Raw genomic sequence first — 21,008 nt, forward strand, 5'->3', positions numbered from 1 at the left:
CGCTACATGGCATTGCAGATGAATAGCCGCCTGGCGACATCCGCTTCGGTCGGGTCCGACTGGCTTGATCTCGGGGAAGACCCCGCCATCGAAGTAGACGGCCGCCGCCATACGGCAGACGATCGACGACGCGTCTCCGCGCGCTGGCTCTCCGGCACCGTTCTGACGGGCTTCTCCGGCGCGCTGCTCATCAGCGCCGCCGCTTATACGGCGCTCGATCAGCAGACGCGTTTCGCCGAAGCGCCGACGCGCGCGCAGCCGGCCCGCCAGGCGGAACCCGACGGCAACATCGTCAATCCAAAAAAGGGCGACCGCATTATGCGCGCGGTCGACGTCGTCGCCGCCAAGCAGACGTTTCGCGCTGCGACGACCTCCAAGTCAGGCGACAAGGAAGTGGTGCGCACGCGGGCCTTCACCCATGTGGCTGCGACGCTTACGCTCTCGCCGACGAGCTTCGCGGGCGAAGTGCCGCCTTATAATCCGCTCAAGCTCGTGAGCGACGCGCGCGCGCCGGATAACAGCGGCGACGCGGACGTAGCGCTGGACGAGGCGGAAGTGTCCTTCGTCACCAAGGATCTCGGCGTGCTCGAGATCGAAGCCCAAAGCGCAAAACTTTCATTCGACGAGGCTCAGGCGCAGGTTCTCGAGCAGGTGAAGAGCAGCCTTGCAGCCGGCCCCAAGGCCCTGCCGCTTCCCGGCCAGATGCTGCTCTCGCGCACGAGCCGCGCAGCCGGCATCGACCCGCAGGCGCTCGCCTATGCGACTCCCGGAACCTCGCTGACCGCGCCTTTTTCCGCAATCGAAGTCCGCATGGTGCCGGAGAACGTCACGATCGCGCCGCGCGACACGCCACAGCCCACGCAGATGGAGGAAAAGCTCGCGGTCGTGCGCCACGGCGAGGATCTCGCGGCCATTCTTGCCGCCAATGGCGTGCCGAAGGCGCGGATCGCCGCGGTCGTGGCCGCCTACAGGGGCAAGCGCGATCCGGTTCGCGAGGGTCAGCGCGTCAAGCTGCTGTTCGCGGATTTCGACGGTTCGGGCAAGAACATGCAGCTGGCGCGCCTCTCCGTTTACAACGACGAGGAAATTGAATCGATCGTCGCCGCGACCGACAAAGGCACATTCGTGCAGACGCCCACGGCGCCGACCGCTGTCGCCAAGCGCGGAGGGTCCAAGCGCAATTCCCCGGCGCTCGACGAATTCGGCGACATCGAGGAAGATCCCGGCGCGATGCGCCTTTATGATTCACTCTACGAGACGGCGCTGAAACAACAGATCCCCAAGCCCATCATCAACGAGCTTGTGCGCGTCTTCGCCAATGACGTCGATCTGCAGCGCGCCGTCGCCGGCGGCGACTCGCTCGACATCTTCTACGACGAGCCGGAAGACGGCTCGGGACCGACCCGCGACTCGCTCCTTTACGCGTCGCTCAGCACGCGCGACGAGACCTATCGCTACTATCGCTTCCAAACCTTGGACGACGGGCTCGTCGACTATTACGACGAGAATGGCCGGTCGAGCCGCAAATTCCTGGTGCGCAAACCCATCTCCATCGGCGAGACGCGCTCGGGCTTCGGCATGCGCCGGCACCCGATCCTCGGCTATTACAAGATGCACACGGGCGTCGACTGGGCGGCGCCCATCGGCACGCCGATTCTCGCGGCCGGCAATGGCACGGTCATCAAGGCCCAGTGGGACTCAGGCTATGGCCGCCGCGTCGAGATCCAGCACGCCAACGGCTATATCACTACCTATAACCACATGTCGGGCTTCGCCCGCGGCATTACCGAGGGCGTCCGCGTCAAGCAGGGGCAGGTTGTCGGCTTCCTTGGTTCGACGGGCCTCTCGACAGGCCCGCATCTCCACTACGAAGTCATGGTCAACGGCCATTTCGTCGATCCGATGCGCGTGAAGCTTGCGCGCACGCGCGAAATCGAGGGGCGCATGCTGGCCGAGTTCAAAAAGGAGCGCGACCGCATCGATTCGTTGATGGCCAAGGCGCCCAACAGCAGCAAGGTCGCCACGCGCAGCGGAGCTGCTCCGACGGCAAGCCGATAAGGAGATCAAGCCGCGCGGCGCAGGGCGGCCGGCGTCGGGCGGGCCGCACGGATAGCCGTCGCAATGGCGTCGATCGTGGCCATGGTCTCGCGCTTGAGCGTCTCGCGCGGCAACTCCACTTTGAAGGTCCGCTCCAGAGCGACAAGCAGGCGGATCGCGTCGAAGGAGCTCAGACCCAGCGCGTAAAGGTTGGCGCGCGGCGTCAACTGCGCCGCCGGAAGGACGAGCTTCGCTTCCTGCTGGATGAGGCGTTGGATGGCCGCGATCATCTTTCTATCTCCGCATCGCTTCTCAAAACCGATGTTCGAAGATTAGGCGCTGGCGTGCGCCGTGTTCGTGCGCGTGCGCACATGGCCGACGGGCAGGCATGGTCTTAGAACCCAAGCCGTCGCCTGACGCCCTCGGCGCGCGCGCCAGCCGCCCGCAAGGCGCGCAGAGTCTCTGATCCCCGGCTTTTGGCGAGCTTCTCGCCCGTATCATCAAGAACGAGGTCGTGATGCCGATAGCGCGGCTCAGGCAGGTCGAGAAGGCGTTGCAGCAGGCGGTGCAGGCTCGTGGCGAAGAAGAGATCATGGCCGCGCACGACATCGGTCACGCCCTGCAAAGCGTCATCCACGACGACGGCGACATGGTAGCTTGCGGGCGTATCCTTGCGGGCGAGCACGACGTCGCCCCATTGCGCAGGATCACAGGCAGTAATTGCAAAGTCGTCGCCCTCCCGCCATTCCCGCCAGCTTAGCCCCTCCCCGGCCAGAGCCGCAGCCCTCTGCATGTCGAGCCGCAGCGCGACGCCGCCTCGGGCCAGAATGTCGCGCGCAGACCGGCGCGGCTTCTCGCGGCAGGTTCCCGGATAGAGCGGCGCGCCGTCCGGGTCCCTGGGCCAATCGGGATGCGCCGCCGCAACGCGCGCGATGTCCGAGCGCTTGCAGTCGCAGGCGTAGAGCAGCCCCATGGCGTCGAGCCCTTCGAGCGCGCGCGCGTAATCCTCGAAATGTTCCGACTGGCGCCGCACGGGCGTTTCCCAAGCGAGGCCGAGCCAAGCGAGGTCCTCATAAATCGCCGTCTCGAATTCGGCGCGGGCGCGGCCCCGGTCGATATCTTCGATGCGGAGCAAAAAGCGGCCGCCGCTTGCGCGCGAGAGGGTGAAATTGAGCAGCGCCGAATAGGCGTGGCCGAGATGCAAAAAGCCATTCGGCGAGGGCGCGAAGCGGAAGACGCGGGACGTCATGCGCGCCTCGGCGAAAGCCTTCCCCTAACGCCCGCTTGCGCGGAAAGCGTTAGGGCGAGGATTGCAAATCCCACTATCATTGAGCGCCCCAGCCGCCTCATCCGGCGCCCGCCTCAGGCGCGGGCCTTCATCCGCCCGCCCTCCGCGATCGCCAGAGCGGCGGCGAAAGCTTGTTCCCTGTCGAGCTCGCTCGTATCGAGCAGCACGGCGTCGGCGGCCGGCTTCAAGGGCGCGGCGCTGCGTTCGCTGTCGCGGGCGTCTCGCCTTTTCACATCCTCGAGGATGGCGGCGTAATCCACCTCCTCGCCGCGCGAAGCCAGCTCCAGCGCGCGGCGTTGGGCGCGGGTTTCGGGCGAGGCGGTGACGAAAACCTTCACCGTGGCGTTCGGGCAGATGACCGTGCCGATGTCGCGGCCGTCGAGCACCGCCCCCTCGGGCCGTGAGGCGAAATTGCGCTGCAGGTCGATCAGCGCGGCACGCACCGCCGGCATCGCGCCCATCAGCGAGGCCGCCTCGCCCATCTCGCGACCGCGCAGCCGCGCCTCGTCGAAGTCGATGAGCGACAGGCCGCGCGCCGCCTCCACCGCCGCCTCCACGTCGTCGAGCGGCAGACCCTCGTCCATGAGCGCGCAGGCGGTCGCGCGATAGAGCAGGCCGGTGTCGAGATGCGGCAGGCCGTAATGCGCCGCAAGCCGGCGGGCGAGCGTGCCCTTGCCGGAGGCCGCAGGCCCATCGATTGCGATCACGAAGCTCACGAGAAGCGCGCTCCGAGACCCTCCATCAGCGGGCGAAAGGAAGGGAAGCTCGTTGCAATCATGGTCTGGTCGTCGACCATCACCCCTTGCTGCGCGGCGAGGCCCATGACGAGGAAGCTCATGGCGATCCGGTGATCGAGATGCGTTTCGACGATTCCGCCGCCCGCGACCGGGCCGCCGCGCACGATGAGATCGTCGCCCACAATCTCGCAATCGACGCCATTGGCGACGAGCCCTGCCGCGATGGCGGCGAGGCGATCCGACTCCTTGACCCGCAATTCTGAAAGTCCGCGCATGCGCGTCTCGCCCTTGGCGAAGGCGGCGGCGACGGCGAGGATCGGATATTCGTCGATCATGGAGGGCGCGCGCTCGGCCGGAACGTCGACGCCTTTGAGCGCCGAAAAGCGGGCGCGTACGTCGGCGACCTCTTCGCCGCCCTCCTCGCGCTTGTTGTCGAGCGTAATGTCGGCGCCCATTTCGCCGAGCGTCGTCAACAGTCCGCTGCGCAGCGGATTGGTCATGACCCCTTCGACGACAATGTCGGAGCCCAGCGTGATCAAGGCCGCAACCAGCGGAAAGGCGGCTGACGACGGGTCGGCGGGCACGCGCACGGGGCGCGCGACGAGTTCGGGCCGCCCCTCCAGCGTGATCTTGCGGCCATGCGCGCCATGGGGCGCGCTCGTGACCTTGGCGCCAAAATGCGCCAGCATCTTCTCGGTATGGTCGCGCGACGCCTCGGCCTCGATAACGACCGTGCGGCCGGGAGAATTGAGGCCGCAGAGCAGCACCGCCGATTTGATCTGCGCCGAGGCGACGGGCGTCTTGTATTCGACTGGCAGCGGCTCCGCCGAGCCCTGCAGGACGAGCGGCAGCCGCCCGCCCTCCGCCTGTTCGAGCACCTGTGCGCCCTGCAGCGTCAGCGGGTCGAGAATGCGCTTCATCGGGCGCTTGCGCAGCGACGCGTCGCCGTCGAAACGCGCGACGATGGGGTGGCCGGCGACGACGCCCATCATCAGCCGCGACCCGGTGCCGGCGTTGCCGAAGTCGAGCGTCTCCACGGGTTGCAGCAGCGAGCCGAGCCCCGCCCCCCAGACGCTCCAGCTGCCGGGACCATGGCGCGTGACCTTGGCGCCGAGCTGGCGCGCCGCCTGCGCCGTGCGCAGCACGTCCTCCCCTTCGAGCAGCCCCTCGATCTTGGTCTCGCCGACGGCGAGCAGGCCGAAGATCATGGAGCGGTGAGAAACGGATTTATCGCCCGGCGGACGGACGCGGCCGGTCAGCGGGCCGGAGGCGGCGGCGCTCAGCGGCGCGGCGGGAGCGTGGGAGGCGTCCAAAATGCGGGCCCTTGGCAAGCGGCGCGCATCCGCGGCCGCCGCTACGGGGCCGCGGCCAGCGCGCGGGAATTTGTCCTGGAGCGGGCGATGGGAATCGAACCCACGACATACAGCTTGGGAAGCTGTCGTTCTACCACTGAACTACGCCCGCGCGATTCCATGTGTAACGCTCGTTTGGCCAGAATTCAACTTGGGTTCCGCCGCGGTCGCGTGGTCAAGCCGCGTCCTGCTCGGCCTCCGCCTCCGCCTTGGGGAGCGTCACGCGCACGATCAACCCCTTGGGCGCGCGGTCGAGCAGCGCGACCGAGCCGCCATGGCTTTCGACGAGCGATCGCACGATCGAGAGGCCGAGTCCGAAGCCGCCCTTGTCCCCCATCGTCCGCCCGGCCTGGCCGCGCACGAATGGTTCGAAAACAGTCGATTTGATTTCGGCGGGAACGCCCGGGCCATCGTCGCAGACGTCGATCTGAAGACGGCCCTCGGAATCCTCGGCCGCCCTGATCTCGACGTTCGCCGCGTAATTGACCGCGTTCTCGACCAGATTGGTGAACACCCGGGCCATCTCGGAGAGCGAGCCGCGCATCATGAACTCGCCGTCGCTCGCATAAGCGACGTTGTGGCCCAGATCGTTGAACTCGTCGACGACCGTCTGGATGACGCTGCCGAGGTCGATCAGCGAATGATCCGCGCGCGTGTTCTCGGTTCGCAGATATTCCAGATTCTTTCGCAGCATCAAATCCATGAGATGGATGTCTTTCTGCATCTTCCGGCGTAATTCCGGGTCGGCGATGAACTCCGTCCGCAAGTTCAACCGCGTGATGATGGTCTTGAGATCATGGCTGACCGCCGCGAGAACATGCGTGCGCTCGGTCATCATCGCCAGAATGCGCTCCTTCATGCCGCGGATGGCGCGGCTGAGATCGCGAATCTCTCGCGGGCCGCGGTCGGTGAGGGCCGCCTTGAGGCCCTCGCGGGTCGGAAAGGACTCGGCCCGCCGCGCGAGCTCGGCGAGCGGCGCGATGATGGCGTTCGACAGGAAAAGCATCACGGCCGTCGCGCTGATGAAGAACAGGAAGCCGACCCGGGCCCAGCGCGTGAAGAAAAAGGGATAACTCGGCTCCGGCTCCCAGAGCCAGCGCCACAGCAGCCGCGGCGGCTTCCTGTGCTGCGCGACGGAGACGAGCGCATAACCGCCCTTCTCCAGCTCGAGCGCCAGCGTGTCGTGCGCGGCGTTGAGAGGGGCCGTGGCGAATGCTTTGGCGGCGCCTGTCAGATGCGCGTTGATACGCCTGATCTCGGCTGAAAAAACCGGTTCCGTCGTCTCGAACGGAACCGGCTTCGCGTCGCTGACGACGATGCTGGTGTAAGGCGCCGCGAAATGGATTTTGTGGATGATGGTCTCGCGTTCCTCCGGCGGCGCCGAATCGAGCGCGACCAGAACGCCTGTCAGGAAGTCCGCCTCCGAGACGTAGTGCCGCCGCCCCTCGGACTCCATCACGTGCAGCATCACGACGATGACGAGCTGATAGGCGAGAATGGAGCCGAGAATCAGCAGCGAGATCTGGCCGAGGAGATGATCGGGCCGCAGCCGGCGGATGATGTCCGACAGCGCCATTAGGGGTTCCTCCGCGGGCTTTTGTCCAAATCGACGGACGTATGAAGTTGCGAGCGGGCGGCGCCCTATTTGGCCCCGAAGTGCTTGGCGAGCTTGAGACCCTGCCCCTGGTAATTCGAGACGCCGCCCTCGCCGTAGAGCGCTTCCGGCGTCTCGGCCATGCGCTCGTAGACCAGGCGGCCGATGAACTGGCCGTCCTCCAGCACGAAAGGCACTTCGCGGGAGCGCACTTCGAGAACCGCGCGGGCGGCGGGCCGGCCATCGGGACCGGCGCCGAACCCTGGATCGAAGAAGCCGGCGTAATGAACCCGAAACTCGCCGATCGCGGCGTCCATCGGAGCCATTTCGGCGGCGAGATCGGGTGGAATGGCGAGCCGCTCGCGCGAAGCGAGGATGTAGAAATCGCCGGGATCGAGGATCAGCCGGCCATCCCGCGCCGGCAGCCGGTCCCAGTAATCGTCGACCCGATAGGCGCCGACGCGGTCGACGTCGATGACGTCGGTATGCTTCTGGGCGCGATAGCCGACGACGCCGCCAAAGGCCTCGGCGCCGAGCGCGACGCGCAGCACCATCCCGTCCCGCAGATTGAGCGGCCCGTCCACGAGCGGAACGCGCGCATGCAACTCGGCGAGCGCCGAATCCGAGAGCGCGACAGCGCCCTGCCCCGGCCCCGACGGCCGCATTCGGAACCGAAGCTGGTTGAGCCGCGATCCCATTCGCGCGCGAATTGAAAAGCTGCGCGGCGAGACTTCGGCGTAGAGCGGCCCCTGATAGCCGGGCTCGACTTCGTCGAAGCGATCGCCGCGATCGGTGATGAGGCGGGTGAAAATATCGAGCCGCCCGGTCGAGCTCTTGGGGTTGGCCGCGCCGGAGACGCTCCCGGACAGCGCGAGGCTCTCGAGCAACGGCACGACATAGACGCAGCCGCGCTCGAGGATGGCCCCGTCGCCTTGAAGGGACATTTCGTCATAAGCCAGCGCCGAGAGGATGTCCTTGACGCTGCGATCCTTGCCGGGAAGGAAGCTGGCCCGTACCCGATACGCTGTGGCGCCGAGCCGGAGATCGAGGCTCGCAGGCTGAATTTGCCCCTTGGCGAGCGGCGCGCAGACGCGGATCGTCCCCGTCTCGGCCATGGCGGCGATCTGCCGGCTGGAGAGCACGCCGCCCTGAGCATGTTCTGGAGGCGTCATGCCGCTTCAACTCCTGGACCCAAGAAAGCTCTCAAACGTGGGATAGCGCCGAGCCTGCAAAAGGGCAAATAGCCGCCCCGCCATTTCAGGAGATTGACAGGCCCGCCCGCTTTTCGGATTACTGCCCCGTGGTTATTTGAGCCGGCCGGCTTGCCGCCACGTTAAACCAAAGCGCTAAAAGGCCGGGTCTCCCGCCGGAAACCCGTTTGCTATCAAGCCGCGGCCCGCGTGTCGGCGCCGCTTTCAGGATGCGGCGCGTCGGCGCGCCCGGAGGGAGAGAAGAATGTCCAAAGACGGCCTGCGCAAGCTCAAGCCGGCGACGCAGCTCATCCATGGCGGGACGACGCGCTCCACCTTCGGCGAGATGTCGGAGGCGCTGTTTCTCACGCAGAGCTTCGCCTATCCGACGATGGAGGCGGCCGAGGCGCGCTTCAAGGGCGACGATCCGGGCTTCATTTACTCCCGCTTCTCCAATCCGACCGTCGCCATGTTCGAGCAGCGCATGATCCTGCTCGAGGGCGCGGAGGCCGCCCGCGCGACGGCGAGCGGCATGGCCGCCGTCACGGCGAGCCTTCTTGCGCAAGTGAAGGCGGGCGACCATGTGGTCGCGGCGCGTGCGCTGTTCGGGTCGTGTCTCTATGTCGTCGAGGACCTGCTGCCGCGGCTGGGGGTCGCCTCGACCCTCGTCGACGGCGCCGACCTCGCCCAGTGGAAAGCGGCGGTTCGTCCCGAAACCAGGCTGTTCTTCCTCGAAAGCCCGACCAATCCGGGGCTCGAGGTCTATGATCTGAAGGCCATCGCCGACATCGCCCATGACGCGGGCGCGCGGTTCGTCGTCGACAATGTCTTTGCGACGCCGCTTTTGCAAAAGCCTTTCGAGCTCGGCGCCGACGTCGTCGTCTATTCCGCCACGAAACATATCGACGGCCAGGGACGCTGTCTCGGCGGCATTATTCTCTCCTCACAGGCGATCATCGAGGAGAGCATCCATAATTTCCTGCGCCAGACCGGCCCGGCCATGTCGCCGTTCAACGCCTGGGTGATGCTCAAAGGTCTGGAAACCCTCCCGCTGCGCGTCGGCCAGCAAACGGCGAGCGCGGGACGAATTGCGGATTTTCTCGCCGAACAAACGGGCGTGACCAAGGTGCTCTATCCCTTCCGCCCGGACCATCCGCAGGCGGAGCTCGCGCGGCGGCAGATGAGCGGCGGCGGCACGCTGGTGAGCTTCGTCATGGAGAGCAAAGAGCAGGCCTTCAAGCTCGCCAATGCGCTCCAGATCATCAAGATTTCGAACAATCTGGGCGACGCCAAGAGCCTGATGACGCATCCGGCGACGACCACCCATCAGCGCCTGACCCCGGAGGCGCGGGCGACGCTTGGGATAACCGACGGCATGCTGCGCCTGTCGGTCGGTCTGGAAGACGTCGAGGATCTGATCGAGGATCTCGCCGAAGGCCTCGCCGCCTCCAGGCGGTGAAACTTCCGCGTCGACGCCGCAAGGAGGGACCGGCGTCGACGCGGGCGTAGCGCATGCTGCCAAGAAGATCAGGCCGGCGGCGCGCGCGCCCGGTTCGACAGGCGGGGCCGAGGCGCCGGCGCGGCGTGGTCCGCCACCATCCAGGGGAGGCTAACAGGCTGGATGGCCGCCTTGCCGACGTGACCGGGCCACGCCGCTGGGGGAGCGGCGCCGCGGCAGAGCGTCTGACAGAGGACGCAGTCAATGCCACGGTCGTTTGCGGGGCCCGGCCGCCCCTTCTGCGCGTCGGACAGGGGGGCGCCCGACGCGAAACAGATAAAAAAAGACGCGAAAGTGTCCGATGGTCCCGCGACTGCGCGCGCGGCGAGCGGCGCCGCGAAGGGCGCGCTCGTCACCAGCGCGGCCGCCGTCAGCAGAACGCGCCCGACCACATGGCCGATCAGGCTCGCCGCTTTGGCGCGCAAGGACAGGAGGGAGACCATTCGCGTCACTGCCGCGTCCGCTTATGACGCGACGCGCGGAAACCGCGCTCGGCGCTCGAGATCGATGAGGCGGATGGCGCCGCCCTGCACGTCCCGCCACAAACCGAGCGGCCCCAGCGTCGCGCCTGAGGCGACGACGATGCTGCGCTCCTGTTTTTCTCGTGTTTTGAGCGTTGCGAGCGCCGCTTGCGCCAAAGCGCAACTACGGCCGCTCGGCGGCTTCTTGATGCCCATTGCATTTCTCCCGATGGCCGCTTTTCCACGGCCTCTTCCGTTGCATGGCCAAACGCATGCGCGTCCTGAAGACAGGCGATCGCCGCATTGTGCCGTCAGCGTGTGAAGATCAGGAGAAACTCGGCGGCGCGCGGGCCTGACGCGCAAAATCGCGCGGCGTCGCAACTGGAAGGCGCTCCGACGCCGCCCACTGGACCGGCGCCCAATCGACCGACCTGACGCCAAGCGTCATGGGACGCGCAGCGACCGGAGCGACGCCATCGCAGAAGGACTGGCACAGGGCGCAGTCATGATGACGGTGGTGACGATGCGTATGACCGGGCGCCTTTTGCGACGCATGTTCGGCCGCGGCGTTCAGGCAGATTTCCGACAGCCCGAAGGCCTCATGCGCAGTGGCGACGCCATTCGCCGCCGGCGTGATGGCCTGCACGGCCAGCGCCAGAGCGAAAAGGGCAAATGTCAGCCACCGACGGGGCATAGAACGCCTTCAGTCTCGAAACCGCATCCTTGCGAAGGACGCCATAGAAGCAAAAATACCAGGCGCCTGCAACCGATCGCGTCAAATATAAGGGGGCTTCCTCACTTTTCGTGCTGATTTGCGGTTGGCGACTTCAAGGGCCGCCGATGCGACGCCCGCTGAAGGTGAGGGGAAACTTGGCGCAGATCGACCGTGTCGCGCCGAGGCTCTTTCTCCACGGAGGCAGCCTTTCAGCTGCGTCTGGCGGAGAACAGCGCCAGGACGGCAACGTCGTCGAGATCATTCGCGGCGGCCTGCGGCGTGAACGTCGCCTGGCCGTTTGGAATCGGTCGCCAGTCCTGCGCCGGCGAGCCGTCCTTCAACATCTCCGAGAAATGCGCTTCGACGAGCTTCGTCTTCATCGAGCGGCGGAACAGGTAGGGCAGCGACTGGTCCAGCGTGTCGAGCCGGATGGGCGCGCCCGCCGCTTTCTGGAACGCGTCCCACACGTCCGGAAGGTCGTGCTTGAGGCTCAGCAGCACGCAAGGAGCGCCGGCCGGCGCAGTGGCAAGCGATTGCACGCTCGCGTAGAGCGCCCCGAGGCGCTTCTCGACTGCGTCGCGCGCAACGGCTCCTCCGGGCTTGGCGACGTAACGGAACGTCATGGCCACGTCGCTGATGGCGCGGTAATTCACCCGCCGGAACGTCTTGGGCATCCGAAGGGTCCACCGCGACACCGCGCCCCGGCCTTCGAACGGCAGGTAATCGTCACTTTGTCCCGAGAGCTCGAAGCGGCCACCGTCCTCGCGCACCGTGCTGAGCGCGATCCAGGGCGCCTGCGTCACGCCGTCAGGGGCGATGTCGGGCATGTTTGCGGCCGGCGCGACCTTGCGGCGGAAGGCCTCCTCCAGCACCAGTTCTCCCGTTAACGGGGCCCCTGGGGTCTGGAGATAGGGGATCGTGACCTGCACGCTGCGCAGGCGCCGGTCGTAATGACCGGGGTAGTCGATATCGAACAGCGCCTCGGGGATGGTGAAACGCGCTTCGCCGGTTTCGCGCAACGTCCATAGGGCTTGCGGCGCGATCTGACGCAGGGATATCTGGCGCGTGATCTCGGCGAGCTCCGGCGGCTCGACATAGGCGCGCTCCATGTCGGCGAGGCAGGCCAGCAGCTCGTGTCCGCTCATGAGCTCGCCCCGCGCATCCGCGGGCCGCGAGACGCGCACGAAGGCGCGTGGCTCCCGCTCGTAGCCGAACGAGGCCTGGGCCATGAGCGCGCGCTCGAGCGCCAGGTCGAAGCAGCGGCGGAACAGCTCCATCTGGCGTTCGATGCGATAATCGAACAGCTCGACGTTCGAGTGCTTCTGCTCCAGATAGGTCTTCACCTGATCCGCGTACAACACAGCGTCCTGCTGGACTGCGAGCTCACGTTCGGCCACGCCTTTGCGCAGGACCGCCACGGCGGCGGCGTGTTCGGCCCGTTTGATGTCGGCCGCGGCCTGATGCAGTTGCGCCGCCCATTCGCGCTCGCGCAGCACGTAGCTCGCCTGCTTGCCCAGCAAACCGGCGAAGAAGCTGTGCATGGCGCCGATCGCCTGCTTCTCGCGCGACAGGGCGGACTGAAGCCCCGCGAGTTGCTGCCCGCCGAAATGGACCGCCACGCCGCCGCCGAGCGGCTTCACCGCGGCCTCGATGCTCGGGATGATCTGCAGCACAGACCCCAGGATCTCGATGTTGGACGCCTCCGCGGCCTTGTCGGCGGCCTTGAAGCTTTCCTCGATCTCGCCCGCCTCCTCGGAGAGGATTGTGCCGCCGGAGATGATGCCGGCACCGCTCACTGTGGTGGAGCCTCCCACGCCGGTCGCGCCCATGGCGGCCGCGGCGGCCGGCCCCCCGAACGCCGCGCCCAGCAGCAGCGGAGCGACGCTCAACACCGAAAGCGAGCCGACCTTCACGTCCTTGGCCTGCACGAGATTCAACGTGCGCTGCAACGTGTAGCGCTCGGCCTTGCCGGCTTCCTCGGGTTTGGGAGCCAAGGTGGGTTCGGCCAGGTCGGCTCCCAAGAGGTCTCGGTAGTGGCGCCATCGCTCCAGGGGGGCCAGCCGTTCGGCTCGGGCGCTTTCCACCGCCCTGGCGGCCTCGTCCACCTGCGCCTGTCGGGTCTGGAGAATGAGATCGGCCAGGTCCTTCTCGTTCTGGGCCCGCTTGTAGGCCAGTTCCTCCGAATCCCGGCGGTCGCGCGATTCGCTGAGCGCCGCGCCGAGCCGCGCCATCGCTTCGGCCAGCGCCACGGCCTCGCGATGCACGGCGCGGAAGCGCCGACGCGGCGGCGGCGCGGTCAGCGCGGCCGCGACGTCGGCAATGTCGAGCCCGGCCGCCGCCGCCTCAGCCAGCAGGGCCGGGTCGATTGGCGGAGAGAACAGAGGCAGCTGTATTTGCTGGCCGTCGATGTTCATGCCGTTGCGGACCTTGTAGAGGCGGTCTTCCACCAGGTCCCACAGGGCCAGCAGCTTCTGGTTCTTCTGCACGCCGAAATACTGGATCGAGGCGCGCCGCACGACGCCCAGCGCGGCGTCGGTGGTCGCGGCCGGGGTCGCGCCCGCGGCCGGCCCCAGCAGGGTTTCGGCCTCATAGGCGACGTTGCCAAAAGCGTTCAGCCGCGGCCGAAGCTCCGCATAGGACATTGCCGGCAGCGTCGTGCGCGCCGTCACCGTCTGCGGGCGGGAGCCGGCGCACGCATGCGCGATGACAAAGTGCTGGATCGAGGCGTTGACGTCTTCGGGGGTGAAACGCCGCAAGAAGCGATCGCCGATCGCCACCCGCAGCAGGATGTACTGCATCGCCGCCCAACGCCTGTAGGCGCCCGGCCTGAGCCGCGCGAGGCGATGCGCGCGGAACGGAAACAGCCGCAGCACCTGGATCTGGGCCAGCATGGCGGTCTTTTGAGGATCCCCGTCGGGACGGGAAAGCGACGCCAGAAGTTCGTCGATGGGCGTCATGTCGACATGGCGCAACGGGGTGAAGCGCCAGGCGTTCGCCACGTCGTCGCCGTAGTCGAGCGGGTTCAGCACCCGGTGAAACCACTCGAGCGCCTCATCGAGACGCCCATTCTCCCACAGGCGTTTCATCAGCAGCATCGGAGCGTGGAAGAACAGCTCCCAGTTGTAGACGCCATAGGCCGAACTCGCCTCGAAGGCGACGCCCTCATCCGTGGGCCCGGTCACACGGTTGGGGTCGGCGCCGAACGCGGCCATGAAGCTCGCCGGAGCGCCGAGGCTGCGCAGCTGTGTCTCGGGCGCGAGCAGCGCGTCCAGGCCGCCGGTGCGGAACGCCTTCGCGAAGTCCTCGGCGTGGGCGTGCCAGAAGGGTTCGACGGTTAAGTTGACGGCGTCGACGGACATTGTGCGCCGTCCAAGCTGGGCGACGCCGTCCAGGAACGAAGGACTGACGGCGGCGGCCCGCGCAATGCTAACCTGTGGCCTGATCGCAGCCGCGGCGAAGGCCGCGCCATCGTCCTTCGGCGCCAGAGCGGTCTGGATCACGGCGGCCGACGACAGGCGCATTGCCGCAGTCGCCGTGGCGGCCCACGGATGGGTGGGCGCCGTTTCGGGGGGCTGGACTGCGAGCAGGGCCGCGCGGTCCACTCCGCTCGTGACCGCCGTCGTCCAGGGCAGATGGTCCTTGGGCGTCTTGGGCGCATCCGCGGCGATCGTCGTGGTCCCAACCGACGGAAAGGCGATGTAGCTGCGCCCGCTGGCGTTCAGAAAGAGCGGCGCCTGCAGGGGCGCTCCGAAGCCCTGGTTCAGCGTCACGATCCGGGTATCGGTCGGCGCGTCGAACAGCCGATCGCCCTCACGCGTCTGACCGGGCGGCGTCGCCTTGACGGCGCCGCTTGCCGACAACCCCATGTAGGAGCCTGACAGGGACGCCGCCGACAGGGCTACGTGGTCGCCGTCTACGAACCCGCCCTGGCTGCGCGCAACCATTTCACGCGACCGCGTCGGCAGGGAGAACCGCGCCAGGGCTTCGACCCGCTGCGCGCGGCCGGCCGATCTCGGTCTGCGCAGACCCAGGACGATGGAGGCGGCGTCGCCGGTCCCGGTCGCCTTCAGCACCAGGTCTGCGGGATCGGGGAATTGCGGCTCGTCCCGGGCGAAGACCGCCACGAGCTGGCCCGGCGACAGGCCCGCCAACAGACCGCCGGCTCCCCTGGGGCCGCCGCTGATCGAGACGCCTGTGTCGTTCCACCAGCTCTCGTAGAGCGCCGAGGACTGCTGCTTTGGCGTCCAGGTCTCCCCCTGCAGCTGCGACCAGCAGAGCTTGACCTCCCAGTAGGGAGACGCAAACCGCGGCGTGATCTTTTTCTGCGGGTCGATCGACGCCTGCTCGGGCTGATCGACCTTGCGCACGAGCGTCGGCCAGAACAGATGAAGCCGGCCTTCGTGCATGACCGGCAGCACGTGGACGCCGGATTCGAACAGGCTCCCGTTCGACCCGTCGCCGGCGCGCGGGCTGAGGCGATCCTTTTCCACGCCCTGGACGTCGGCGTTGATCTGCGACCAGGCAGTCCACTCCTGATGATGCTCGTAGCGGTTCAGCCTCCGGTAATAGTATTTGCGTGGCACGCCTCCGCGGCTGCGGCCGACGACGTGCAGCACAGAGGTGAATGCGCCCATCTCGTCTCCCTCGAAGACGGTCTGGAGAAACGTGCCGCAAACTTCCAGCGAAGCCACCCCGCACACGGACTCGAGAAGGTCGGAATAGCCGCGCTCGGCCGTCGCCGCGGTCGCATCGGACTGTCGCAGAGCGTTTTCGAAGGCCATGAAGGCCGGCGTCTTGTCGTCGCGCCAACCCGGCTCCAGCAGGTGCTCCGGGAAGAGCAGCGCTTGCACCAGCGACGCCCAGGTGGGATAGCGCCCGGTGATGCGCCATTCTTTGGCGTTGATCTGGCTCGGCGCAACTCCGTTCTTGATCTCCAGCCCCATGAGGCAGCGCTGCACGAAGATCTGCACGGCGAAAATCGCCTGCCGAATACGCGACGTCAGCACGAAGGCGTTGGTCTGCATGTCGATGAAGTAAAGGCCGAAGAGTTGGTCCGCATCGCGCAATTCCTTCTTGCGAACCAGATAGGCGACGAGCGCGTTCCGACTCGCCTCGCGGATGGGATCGAAGATCCGTCGTGAAGCGTCCAGCCAGCCCGACGCGCTGAAGCGCGACTTCAGCCCCTGCAACACGATGTCCAGGGCCGCGGCGGGGACCGGTTCGACCGCAGCCGCCGCGCACTGCGCACAGGTGAGGCCAAGCTTGTGCGCCGCCTCGATACGCGCCTTCAGCAGCGCCAGCGCCGCAAATGGGCGAGCCGCCGCCTGGTCGGGTTCGAGCGCCCCGAAAGCCGCCGCTCCCGCATCCGAAACGGCGGCGGCCGGCGTCGAGAGCCACCGACCCACGGCGGCCGCGGCGGTGGCGTCGATGGCGCCTGCGGCCTTGACGAGCGCCGCCGCCGCACCCGCCAGCGCGGCGGGACGGCCGGTCGCCTTGATGCACATCTGAGCGACGGCGATCTCGCCCAAGGCCATGGCCCTGACGGTCGCCCCGCCGCCCAGGCGCGCCTGCGTGAGAAGTCCCATGTCTCCCATTGCGAGCGCAGTCGTGGCGTCGTCCCAACCGAGAGCCGCGCTGATCTGGACCGCACGCCAGGCCGCCAGGAGCTCGCCGGATGCATCTTCCCCGGCCGCGATCACGTCCAAAGCCGGACGGTCGCCGACCTTCAGCAGCGCCTTCGCCGGATCGTCCGCCGCACCCAGCAGAGCCGCCACGGTGGCCGCGGACCCGCCGATCGCGGACGTTGTCGCGGCGAGCGCCGCGCCGCGCCGGCGGCGCAGGCGCGCATTCTCCCGGATCTCGAGCTCCTCCTGGCGGGCCTCGGCGCGGCTGACGCGCGTCGCTTCGTCCAGATCGGACTCGCCCTGCGCCGGAGCGGTCGTTTCGTCGGCCCGCTCGGCCGCATCTGCGTCGTTGGCGGAGACGAGCGCGCGCGCAATTGCGTCGCTGACAGCGGCAGGTTTCCAAGCGTCCGGCGCGTCGCTCACGAACGTGCGTATGGCGTCGACGTCCGGGACGGCGTCGAGAACGAGGCGGGCGCGCCGCATGAATGCGAGCAGCGCCGAGGGGGCGACCGACGCCGCCAGGTCGGGGCCGCCGAGAGCCTGCGCCAGCGAGACGAGGTCCAGCGCCGGGAGCCCGAGCAAGCCCGCCATGGTCGTCACGCGGTGCAGCGCCGACACGGCTTCCAGCGTGAGGGTTGGGAGATTCATCGATCGGGCGAGTTCACGCACCGAGGCGGGTTCCAGCGCCAGGGCCGCGGCGATCCCGGGGACGCCGGTTTCCAGAGAAGAATTTCCCGTGAGCGGAGCGCCATCCGCGTCGAGCCCAAAGGCCGGGTGCAGTCGCGCGATCCCGGTGGCCAGGAACAGCCGCGCGTAGAGCGATGTTCGACCGCTGGCGCCGATGCCGCCAGCCAGGGCCGCCGCGACATGCCAATCGACGTCGCACAGGCGCCGCAGCTCAGCCAGCGCTCCCAAGGCTTCCAGGTGGGGGAGCGAGAAGGCCTCGTCGCCATGCGGGCCGACAGCCTCGAGCGCCGCATCGAGCTCGTCGAAGGTCGCCCTCATACGCCGCGCCAGGCGAACGAACCCGTTGATCCGCCGCCAGTCGGCCTCGGTGCGCGCACGTGTCCCGGGGTCGCTCCCGTCCAGACGGCCGCCGTCGAGCGTACGAACCTCGAGAAGGTCGAGGTCGCAGCCGAGCGGCGGATCGAGCACCCAGATCCGGTCGAGCCGATCCTTACGCGCCTCGAGCAGGTCCGTCACGTCGGCCAGACTGACCTGGCCAAGAGCCATGGCCTCGGTGATCTTGGCGTCCGAGCCTTCCTGGTAGCCGGGCTGACGCACAGTCTTGAGCTGGTCGACGGTCAGGTAGATTCGCGCCCGAACGTCACGCGCGTCCGGATCCGGGACCTCGCCGCCGACGACGCGCGTGCGAAGCAGGGCCACCAGTTCCGTGTAAGTGATGTCCAGCGCCTCCAGGAGCGTGCGGACCTTCGGCAAGCCCTTCATCCATTCCACGCCCTCACGGCCGAACAGGGCGGCGGTCTCGATCGGGGTCGGGCCCGGCGTTCCGTCGAGCCTCATGCCGGTAAGGATCTCGACGTCGCGGGCGAACAGGCCAAGCCGTTCGGCCTGCAAGGCGGTCGCGGCGCCGCGTGCGTCGAACAGCTCCAGCAACGCAGCGCGGTCGACCCCTCCGAGCGCCAAGGCGGCCCGCGCCGTGGCGAGCAGCCTGTCGTACGGCAGGCTCATCGGATAGACGGCCGCAGAAACGATCTCGTACGCCTTGTCCTGGACGTTCTCGGGCGCGGCCGACAGCTGTGGTCCGGTGACGCCGTAGGAGGATTCCAGCGGTTTGCCGGCCAGGTCGAATCCGCTCGGGGGCTTATCTTGGGCGACGATGCTTTCGAGGATCTCGTTGATCAGATCGATGGTCGGGATCGTCGTATTGGTATTCTCGCAGCTCAACTTGATGTGCGCGAGATCCGGTCGCCGACCTGGAGCCTGCTTGTCGACGTTGCCAATCAATACGTCGAGCGGCGTCACCCCCGCGGCGTCGGGCGAACATCGCTTGTCGAGGAACTCGAACAGGTCGACCAGATAGGCCGCCGGCCCCATGACGGAGCGGCAGTCGTCGCATTCGCACATTTCCGCGCCGCCGAGCAGATCCTGCAGCGAAGCGACGGCGTCCGGCTTCGGCTCTCCCCGCGCACCCTGCGCCGCGGGCTCTGCAGGAGCGACAGGCGACGCTTCGGCGCCCAGCGGTCTACCGGGGACCGCCAGCGCCGGCGTCGCGTCGTGGCGTTCCTGGTGGTAGCCCACGACGAGGGTGGAGACGGTCTCCGCCTGGCCGGCGGCCCGCCGGTGCAGGGCGCGCAGACCGGAGACCTGCTCGGGCGTCGCGCCGACGGCGCGGGCCACGAAAGCGTCTTCGCTCAGGCGTGCAATGTCGAGCGCGCCGCGGAAGGGCCCTCCGTCCGCCCCGCGCAGCGACAGCGCCGTCTTGAGTGTGACCGGGTCGGGGCTCACGCGAAAGAGGCGCTGCACGCGCGCCAGGCCGGCGACCGCCTCGGCGCGCGCGGCGGGATCATTCACGCCCTCAAAAAGCGTGTCGGCATGCGCGTTCACGAGATCGGCGACGCGGTCGCGGGCGAGGTCGAACGGCGTGGCGCGTACGGCGCGGGCGAGCGCGTCGGCGGTCGCCTGCGGCATGAGCCCTGGCGCGTCGCGCGCCACGGCCGCGACGTCGCGCGCCACCACGGCGGTGGTCTGCGTGACCGCCAGCAGCCCCGCAATCTCGGCAGCCCTGCGCTGGGCCGCCGCTTCGGCGTCTTCGCCCGTCCGCGGCGCCGGCCGGGCCAGCGAGACCGCGTCCGCCAATGCGCGCTCGTCGAGCTCCAGAGCCAGCGTGCGCAGGGTGGTCGCCCCGGGCGCGGCCGCGCGCAGGCGCTCGGCCAGCCCGGGGGCGCCGCCCGCGAGCGCGGCCGTCTGCAGGGCGAAGCGCGCCCCCGCCACGTCCAGGCCCGGCCGGTCGGCCGCGAAGCGCGCCCACGCCTCGTCGTCGAGACCGCCGCTCGCGGCGCGGGCGAACAGGTCGGCGCGCACCGCCGGATCGGGAATGGCGTCGCGCAGGCTCGCATCGAAGCTCGCCCCAGAGTCCAGCGGGAGCGCCATGGCGCGCCGCGCCGCGGCGTCGCGCATCCGCGCCGCCGCATCCTCGATGTCCGCCTCGGGCGTCGGGGGAATGAGCCCGTCCGCGACTGCGTCCGTGAACGCGCGAGCGAGCGCGGCCGGCGTCTGCGCTGCGACCGCGCGCAGGTCACGGGCGCTCAGAAGCCGCACGACAGCGAAGGCGTGCTCAGGCTTGCAGTCGAGGTCGCGAGCGAGCCGATGCGCATCGGCCATGTCGGCAACGTCCGCGCGCGCCAACCCGCATTCGCGCGCCGCGAAGCGGACGTCGCCATTCGCCGCCTCGTCGAAATCGGCGAGCGGCGCGCGCGTCGTGAGCGGCGCGAGCGCCTCCGTCAGGCGCTCGAACAGCGAAGGGCCGCGCGGCGCGCGAACATCGTCGAGGACGATGCGCACGCGTTCGTCGGGCCGCGCCACGAGCCCGAGCGCCAGTTCGTCCACCCCGACGGGCAGTTCGTCGGCGATCGAGGGATCGCCCTGCACGGGCAAGCGGACGATCGAGAATGATTCGACCGGGCGCTCGCCCTGGGCCAGCGTGAACAGCATGTCGGCGCGCCGAGCGGCGTCGCCGCGCCCCTCGCCTTCCCGGAACGCGGACGGCCCGTAGGCGATCGCGAACCTGCCCTCGGCGTCGGTCACGACCGGGGGCTCGCGCCGTCCGAGCTGCTCGCGCGCCGGCCCGACGTCCCGGTCCCACGCGACGACCGTGACACCCGGAACGGGCAGGCCATCCGCGCCCACGACCGCGCCGCTCACGCTGTAGGGCGCGTCCTGGGGCTGCTCGGGGCCTCCCTCGGCGGGCAGCCTGAGATCAATCGCGATCTCCGGGCGGTCGCCGCGCACAGTCTCGGATCGGGCCCGCTCGGCCCCGTCGGGCCCCAGCGCCCGCAGCACGAGGTCGGGGCGATCCTTTGGCCGGCGCACCAGAGCGCCCTCGCGGGCATAAAAGCGCGGGTCATAAAAGGCGCGGTAGCGCCCGTTGGCGTCGCTGCGCACGCGAGCGCAGGCGACGGGATTGTCCACGTCCCCGAGTTCGAGGGCCACGTCGGGGGCCGGCGCGCCGTCCGCGCCGATCACCGCCCCGGCGCAAAGGAAGAACACGTCCCGTCGCAGCGCAATTTCGTTCATCTGCGCCGCAACCTCGGGGCTGATCTCGCCTGGCGCGGGCGCGGCGATCCCGAACTCCTGCTGGAAGGCCCTGACGGCCTCCAGGGTGGTTGCGCCGTAAAGCGCGCGCTCGCGCTCCTCGGGAGCGATATGGCCGCCGAAACCCATCCGGTCGAGAAAGGCGTGGAGGTTGGACACCCCGTCGCCTTGCGCGCGGAACGCGAGAACGGTCAGGGCGACAAGCGCAAGCGGTTCCATGCTGACCTCGTTGACGGC

12 protein-coding genes, 1 tRNA gene and 1 riboswitch are annotated in these 21,008 nt (G+C 68.4%); of the genes, 2 read left to right on the forward strand and 11 right to left on the reverse strand.

Annotation, left to right across the window (positions count from 1 at the left end; genetic code table 11):
- Window positions 1-6: 6 nt before the first annotated feature.
- Entirely contained in the window at window positions 7-2,058 is a 2,052-nt protein-coding gene (locus RVU70_RS01320) for a M23 family metallopeptidase (RefSeq protein ID WP_405044833.1), read from the forward strand.
- Window positions 2,059-2,063: 5 nt separating this feature from the next.
- Here RVU70_RS01320 and RVU70_RS01325 read toward each other — a convergent pair whose 3' ends face one another.
- The 7 genes from RVU70_RS01325 to RVU70_RS01355 form a co-directional block, all read right to left on the reverse strand.
- On the reverse strand, window positions 2,064-2,327 hold the full coding sequence (locus RVU70_RS01325; RefSeq protein ID WP_363349300.1) for a phosphopantetheine-binding protein: 264 nt from the start codon (window positions 2,325-2,327) through the stop codon (window positions 2,064-2,066).
- A gap of 104 nt (window positions 2,328-2,431) precedes the next feature.
- Entirely contained in the window at window positions 2,432-3,286 is an 855-nt protein-coding gene (gluQRS, locus tag RVU70_RS01330; RefSeq protein WP_363349301.1) for a tRNA glutamyl-Q(34) synthetase GluQRS, read from the reverse strand.
- Between the two features lie 113 nt (window positions 3,287-3,399).
- Complete coding sequence (cmk, locus tag RVU70_RS01335) at window positions 3,400-4,041, reverse strand: (d)CMP kinase (protein WP_363349302.1); 642 nt, start codon at window positions 4,039-4,041, stop codon at window positions 3,400-3,402.
- Window positions 4,038-5,375, reverse strand: a complete 1,338-nt coding sequence (aroA, locus tag RVU70_RS01340) for a 3-phosphoshikimate 1-carboxyvinyltransferase (protein WP_363349303.1) — start codon at window positions 5,373-5,375, stop codon at window positions 4,038-4,040. The genes cmk and aroA overlap by 4 nt, the downstream gene beginning before the upstream one ends.
- Before the next feature lie 76 nt (window positions 5,376-5,451).
- Window positions 5,452-5,526: transfer RNA gene (locus tag RVU70_RS01345), tRNA-Gly, on the reverse strand.
- A 63-nt stretch (window positions 5,527-5,589) separates the two neighbouring features.
- A complete protein-coding gene (locus tag RVU70_RS01350; RefSeq protein ID WP_363349304.1) occupies window positions 5,590-6,990 on the reverse strand; it encodes a HAMP domain-containing sensor histidine kinase in 1,401 nt (466 codons plus the stop codon).
- A 65-nt stretch (window positions 6,991-7,055) separates the two neighbouring features.
- Window positions 7,056-8,180, reverse strand: coding sequence for a 2'-deoxycytidine 5'-triphosphate deaminase (locus RVU70_RS01355; protein ID WP_363349305.1), 1,125 nt, complete (start codon window positions 8,178-8,180; stop codon window positions 7,056-7,058).
- A 118-nt stretch (window positions 8,181-8,298) separates the two neighbouring features.
- Window positions 8,299-8,378: riboswitch (SAM riboswitch) on the forward strand.
- Between the two features lie 85 nt (window positions 8,379-8,463).
- Between RVU70_RS01355 and RVU70_RS01360 the strand changes: the two genes are divergently transcribed.
- A complete protein-coding gene (locus RVU70_RS01360) occupies window positions 8,464-9,657 on the forward strand; it encodes an O-succinylhomoserine sulfhydrylase (protein WP_363349306.1) in 1,194 nt (397 codons plus the stop codon).
- A 68-nt stretch (window positions 9,658-9,725) separates the two neighbouring features.
- Here the strand turns inward: RVU70_RS01360 and RVU70_RS01365 are convergent, their stop codons facing one another.
- The 4 genes from RVU70_RS01365 to RVU70_RS01380 all read right to left on the reverse strand — a co-directional run bounded on the left by RVU70_RS01365 (window position 9,726) and on the right by RVU70_RS01380 (window position 20,990).
- Entirely contained in the window at window positions 9,726-10,148 is a 423-nt protein-coding gene (locus tag RVU70_RS01365) for a hypothetical protein (protein WP_363349307.1), read from the reverse strand.
- 12 nt (window positions 10,149-10,160) lie between these two features.
- Complete coding sequence (locus RVU70_RS01370) at window positions 10,161-10,373, reverse strand: hypothetical protein (RefSeq protein ID WP_363349308.1); 213 nt, start codon at window positions 10,371-10,373, stop codon at window positions 10,161-10,163.
- A gap of 109 nt (window positions 10,374-10,482) precedes the next feature.
- The gene (locus RVU70_RS01375; protein ID WP_363349309.1) at window positions 10,483-10,851 is read right to left on the reverse strand and encodes a DUF2946 family protein; all 369 of its coding nucleotides are present in this window, start codon (window positions 10,849-10,851) and stop codon (window positions 10,483-10,485) included.
- 230 nt (window positions 10,852-11,081) lie between these two features.
- Window positions 11,082-20,990, reverse strand: coding sequence for a neuraminidase-like domain-containing protein (locus tag RVU70_RS01380; RefSeq protein WP_363349310.1), 9,909 nt, complete (start codon window positions 20,988-20,990; stop codon window positions 11,082-11,084).
- Between the last annotated feature and the right edge of the window lie 18 nt (window positions 20,991-21,008).

Source organism: Methylocystis echinoides (assembly GCF_040687965.1).
Lineage (GTDB): Bacteria > Pseudomonadota > Alphaproteobacteria > Rhizobiales > Beijerinckiaceae > Methylocystis > Methylocystis echinoides_A.